Source organism: Nonomuraea cypriaca, from assembly GCF_015645445.1.
In the GTDB taxonomy this organism is placed as follows: Bacteria; Actinomycetota; Actinomycetes; order Streptosporangiales; family Streptosporangiaceae; genus Nonomuraea; species Nonomuraea cypriaca.
In genome coordinates this window covers 1-4,426 of the sequence record NZ_JADOGI010000416.1, presented here as the reverse complement: position 1 = coordinate 4,426, position 4,426 = coordinate 1, and the positions used below count along the sequence as shown (strand labels likewise).

The window sequence follows — 4,426 nt, the reverse complement described above, 5'->3', positions numbered from 1 at the left end:
GGGTGGCAGGGCTGAGGTGCAGGCGAGGGCGGTGGCGGTCAGCTCCCACGTACGAGGGCTGGGCCAGGCACGGGCGGGCCCGTCGGGTACGGCGAGGACCAGCTCGGGTCGTACCCGCAGAAAGGCCCCCACCAGCGCCCGCGCCCGCCCCACCGCGGCGGCGGAAGGCGCGGGACCGGCCGCGTCCGGCACGGGGAAGCCGCCGGTGAACCCCTCGGCCACCGAGGCCGCGCTGACCGTCCAGTCCAGGTGGATCAGCCGGTTCGCCAGCGGCGCCGACAGGTCCCACCCGTCGGCGGCCTGCTCGGATGGGTTCGCCGCGGCCACGATCCGCACCGACGGCGGCAGCGTCAGGTCGCCGACGGCCCGCTCCAGCACCACCCGCAGCATCGCGGCCTGTACGGCGGGCGGCGCGGTGGTCAGCTCGTCCAGGAAGAGGATCCCCGACCCGGCCGCCGCCAGCCGTTCCGCCCACCGGGGCGGCGCGAACCAGGTGCCTCCGTCGCGCAGCACCGGCAACCCGGCGAAGTCGCTCGGCTCCCTGATCGAGCCCACCACCACCTCGACGGGCAGTCCGAGCCGGGCCCCGAGGGCCAGCACGGCCGACGTCTTCCCGGTCCCGGGCGCGCCCCAAAGGATCACCGGCAACCCGGCCGCCACCGCCACGGACAACGCATCCACGTAAACCTCCTCGCGTCAACTTTGATTGACTTCAGCGGGGTCAACGTAAGTTGACGCCAGGAGGCTTGTCAAATCTCAGGCGCGGGGCGGGCAGCGGTCGGCTCCGTCTGATCCGCTGCTGAGCCTGGTCAGGGCGCCGGACAGGCGTACTGTCAAAGTGTGGACGTCGCCGATCTGAGCCCGGCGCAGGCGCGGCAGCGCTTCCGCGGCGGCGCGCGGGTGCCCACCGCCGGCTGGTGCCGGGGCTGGACGCAGGCCAACCTGATCGCCGTGCCGAAGTCGCTACGGTACGACCTGCTGTTGTTCGCCCACCACAATCCCCGGGCGTGCCCGGTGCTGGACGTGGGGGAGCCGGGGACGTGGTCGACCGCGTTGTTCACCGGCGACCTGCGTACGGACCTGCCCGGATACCGGCTCTACCGGGACGGCGCGGCGGTCGCCGACCTCGGTGAGGTGGTGGGGGAGTGGCGCGAGGACCTGGTGCCGTTCCTCATCGGGTGCAGCTTCACCTTCGAGCGGGCGCTGCTCGCGGCCGGGGTGCCGGTGCGGCACCTGGAGCAGGGGACGAACGTGCCGATGTATCGCACCAGCGTCCCGTGCGAGGCCGCGGGCCGGTTGTCCGGGCCGCTGGTCGTGTCCATGCGGCCGGTGCCCGCGCGGCTGGTGCGGACGGCGGTCCAGGTGAGCGGCCGGTATCCGATGGTGCACGGGTCGCCGGTGCACATCGGCGAACCCACCGTGATCGGCATCCGTGACCTGGCCAGTCCCGACTTCGGCGACCCGGTGGAGGTGCGGGACGGCGAGGTGCCGCTGTTCTGGGCGTGCGGGGTGACGCCGCAGGCGGCGATCATGGCCAGCGGCGTCGAGTACGCGATCGGCCACCTGCCGGGCCACATGGCGATCATGGACGTCCGCGACGACGACTACCGCGTGCCCTGACGGGGCGGCACCCCAGCCGCCGTGAGCTGCGCCGCGACGGGCGGCGCGGCGCGGCGGTTGTCGATCTCCAGGTGCGGTACGACCGGCGGCTCGTCCACCCGGATGTTCCTCAGATAGTCCTCGAACGCCGCCAGCTTGCCCGCGTCCCGTCCGAATCCCCTGGCGGTCAGGCGGTCGCGCAGGGTGGGGCCGTCCGAGCGGACCCACAGCAGTCGCACCGGCGGCCCGCCCAGGTCCGCCACCCATCGCGTCCAGAGCTCCGGTGAGTGGACCTGGCTCGTGAACGGGCCGTCGAGCAGCACCGGGCAGCCGTGCTCGCGGATCTGCCTGGCGGTCCTGGTCAGGCCGGCGTACTCGTGGCGCTTGACGTGCTCGTCGTACCAGGGGCCCTCGCGTTCGCCGTCCGGCCTGCCGTGCCCGCGCAGGACCTGCGCCACGAAGTCGCCGTACACGGTGTCCTTGTCGAGCAGGGCGGGGACGGGGGACAGGCGGGCCAGGAGGGCGGCGGCGACCGTGGACTTGCCGGCGCCCGGCGGGCCGCTGACGACCCAGACAGTGCTCATGCGATCAACGTAGCCAGCGCGTACGCGGATTCGCGTACACGGGTGCCTCGTCTCAGCGGACGACCTCGCGCACCCGCGCGGCCAGACTCCTTGCCCATGCTGACCGTCTTGACGAGGGTGTTCCGCACCCCGGATTTGCGCAGGAGACTGCTGTTCACCTTGGGCCTCATCGGGCTGTTCCGGCTGGGGCAGGTCATGCCGTCGCCCGGCGTGGACGTGGTGGCGGTGCGGGAGTGCGTGGGGTCGGCCCAGGGCGGGGTGTTCGACATGGTGCAACTGCTCAGCGGGGGCGCGATGCTGCGGTTGTCGGTGTTCGCGCTCGGCGTGATGCCGTACATCACCGCCAGCATCGTCATGCAGTTGTTCGCCGTGATGGTGCCGCGCCTGGCCGTGCTCAGGAAGGAAGGGCACTCGGGGCAGGCGAAGATCACCCAGTACACGCGCTACCTGACCGTCGGGCTCGCCGTGCTGAACGCCGGCACGGTGGTGGTGCTGGCCAGGACCGGGCAACTGCTGCCCGGGTGCGGGCGGCCGCTGCTGCGGGACGAGGGGCTGCTGTCGGTGACGGTGATCGTGCTGACCATGGTGGCGGGGGCGTGCGTGGTCATGTGGCTGGGCGAGCTGATCACCGACCGGGGGATCGGGAACGGCATGTCGATCCTGATGTTCACGCAGGTCGTGGCCGTGTTCCCCTCCTACATGTCCAACATTTTCGTGATAAGCCCGGTCGGGTTCGTGGTGATGCTCGTGGCCGGGCTGTTCCTGGTGGCGGCCGTGGTGTTCGTCGAGCAGGCCCAGCGGCGGATCCCGGTGCGGTACGCCAAGCGCATGGTGGGGCGGCGCATGTACGGCGGGAGCAGCACGTACATCCCGATGAAGGTGAACCAGGCGGGGATCGTGCCGGTCATCTTCACCACGTCAATGCTCTACCTGCCGACGCTCGTGACCCCACTGCTGGGGGACACGGCGCAGGCGTGGGTCGCGCGCCACCTGACCTCGGGGACGGATCCGTTCTACATGACGGTGTACGTGCTGCTGATCGCGGGATTCGCCTACTTCTACGTGTCGATCACGTTCGACCCGGTGGAGGTGGCGGACAACATGCGGCGCTTCGGGGGGTTCGTTCCTGGGCTGCGGCCCGGCCGGCCGACGGCTACGTACCTGGCGTACGTGCTGTCCCGGCTGACCGCGCCCGGCGCGCTCTATCTGGCCGTGCTGGCGCTGCTGCCGCTGGTGGCGTTCGCGATCCTGCGAGATCCGGGTACGCAGCAGAACTTCCCGTTCGGCGGGACCAGCGTGCTGATCATGGTCGGGGTCGGCCTGGACACCGTCAAGCAGATCGAGGCACGGCTCCAGCAACGCAACTACGAGGGCTTCCTCAGATGACGGCCCTCACGTGGCGGCCGGTCACGTGGGCACCGTGAGGCCGGTCCGTGGGTGACGGCCGGTCATTCGTGAGGCCGGTCCGTGGGTGACGGCGGGTCATGTGGGAATCGTGAGGCCGGCTCGCATGGCGAACACCACGAGCTGGGCCCGATCCCGGGCGCGCAGCTTCACCATGGCCCGGCTGACATGGGTCCGCACGGTGTCCGGGCTGATCACCAGCTCCTTCGCGATCTCCTCGTTCGACCGGCCGGTGGCCACCCACGCCGCCATCTCCCGCTCGCGAGGGGTGAGCGTCTCAAGCCCTTCGACCGGCTCGGTGCCGTGCCGCCCGAACAGGCCGATGACCTTCCTGGTGATCGCCGGTGACAACAACGCCTCCCCGGCCGCCACCACACGCACGGCGCTGACCAGCTCGTCGGGCGCGCCGTCCTTGAGCACGAACCCGCTGGCTCCGGCCTGGAGGGCGGCGAAGACGTACTCGTCCACGGCGAACGTGGTCACCACGACGATCCTGGCTCTCCGCAGCGCGGGGTCCTCGGCGATGGCCCGCAACGTGGCCAGGCCGTCCATGCCCGGCATCCTGATGTCCAGCAGGAGGACGTCGGGACGGGTGCGGCGCATCAGCGCGAGCGCGGCCGTGCCGTCGGCCGCCTCGCCCACACACTCCATGCCTGGCTCGCGCTCCAGCAAGGCCCGCAGCCCCATCCGCACGACCGCCTGATCGTCGGCGATCGCCACCCTGATCACGCCCCCCGGCGCGGCACCGTCCCCGGCCGTCATACCGCGACCAGCGGGAACCTGGCGACGACCCGGAAACCGCCACCCTCACGCGGCCCGGCACTGAAGCGCCCACCCAC

At 71.5% G+C, this 4,426-nt stretch carries 5 protein-coding genes; 2 read left to right on the top strand and 3 right to left on the bottom strand.

Translation table 11 applies throughout. The features are described from left to right. On the bottom strand, nt 1-681 hold a 681-nt coding region (locus ITP53_RS54015; protein ID WP_328818829.1), incomplete at its 3' end, for a MoxR family ATPase. A 159-nt stretch (nt 682-840) separates the two neighbouring features. Between ITP53_RS54015 and ITP53_RS54010 the strand changes: the two genes are divergently transcribed. Next, the gene (locus ITP53_RS54010) at nt 841-1,620 is read left to right on the top strand and encodes a putative hydro-lyase (RefSeq protein ID WP_328818827.1); all 780 of its coding nucleotides are present in this window, start codon (nt 841-843) and stop codon (nt 1,618-1,620) included. On the opposite strand, the gene ITP53_RS54005 is transcribed toward ITP53_RS54010, so the two are convergent. Continuing rightward, the gene (locus ITP53_RS54005; protein WP_195903250.1) at nt 1,605-2,183 is read right to left on the bottom strand and encodes an AAA family ATPase; all 579 of its coding nucleotides are present in this window, start codon (nt 2,181-2,183) and stop codon (nt 1,605-1,607) included. The two genes, ITP53_RS54010 and ITP53_RS54005, sit on opposite strands and share 16 nt — an antisense overlap. Before the next feature lie 96 nt (nt 2,184-2,279). Between ITP53_RS54005 and secY the strand changes: the two genes are divergently transcribed. Beyond that, nucleotides 2,280-3,569 carry a preprotein translocase subunit SecY gene (gene secY / locus ITP53_RS54000; RefSeq protein WP_195903249.1) on the top strand — a complete coding sequence of 430 codons (1,290 nt, stop codon included), beginning with the start codon at nt 2,280-2,282 and terminating at the stop codon, nt 3,567-3,569. A 96-nt stretch (nt 3,570-3,665) separates the two neighbouring features. Here the strand turns inward: secY and ITP53_RS53995 are convergent, their stop codons facing one another. Beyond that, entirely contained in the window at nt 3,666-4,349 is a 684-nt protein-coding gene (locus tag ITP53_RS53995) for a response regulator (RefSeq protein WP_207757717.1), read from the bottom strand. Between the last annotated feature and the right edge of the window lie 77 nt (nt 4,350-4,426).

Bases quoted from the DNA above. Each gene is read 5' to 3' on its own strand.
- secY (WP_195903249.1), top strand. From the start codon at position 2,280: ATGCTGACCGTCTTGACGAGGGTGTTCCGCACCCCGGATTTGCGCAGG.
- ITP53_RS53995 (WP_207757717.1), bottom strand. From the start codon at position 4,349: ATGACGGCCGGGGACGGTGCCGCGCCGGGGGGCGTGATCAGGGTGGCG.
- ITP53_RS54005 (WP_195903250.1), bottom strand. From the start codon at position 2,183: ATGAGCACTGTCTGGGTCGTCAGCGGCCCGCCGGGCGCCGGCAAGTCC.